The sequence below is a fragment of the Shigella sp. FC1967 genome, from assembly GCF_001743005.1.
Lineage (GTDB): Bacteria > Pseudomonadota > Gammaproteobacteria > Enterobacterales > Enterobacteriaceae > Proteus.
The window spans coordinates 1-220 of sequence record NZ_MIIZ01000419.1; the positions used below are offsets into that span (position 1 = coordinate 1).

1 protein-coding gene is annotated in these 220 nt (G+C 49.1%); it reads right to left on the reverse strand.

The features are described 5' to 3' along the window. Nucleotides 1-220, reverse strand: a 220-nt coding sequence (locus BHE89_RS27320; RefSeq protein WP_141008263.1) for a transposase, incomplete at both ends; no start/stop codon positions are given.

The window sequence follows — 220 nt, forward strand, 5'->3', positions numbered from 1 at the left end:
CCCGTTCGTGTACACCTGCAAGCTGTATTCGGGCTTTACGGCGATTAGCACTCCCTTTTTGCTTGCGAGATAAGGCTTTTTGTTTTCGACGGAGGTTACGGCTGGCATTGATAAGGTGGCACGGATTAGCAATCTTATTGCCGTCTGATTTGATGGCGTAATGACTCAGCCCCACATCAAGCCCCGTGATATTTGATATCAATGTTGGCTTTGCCGGTGC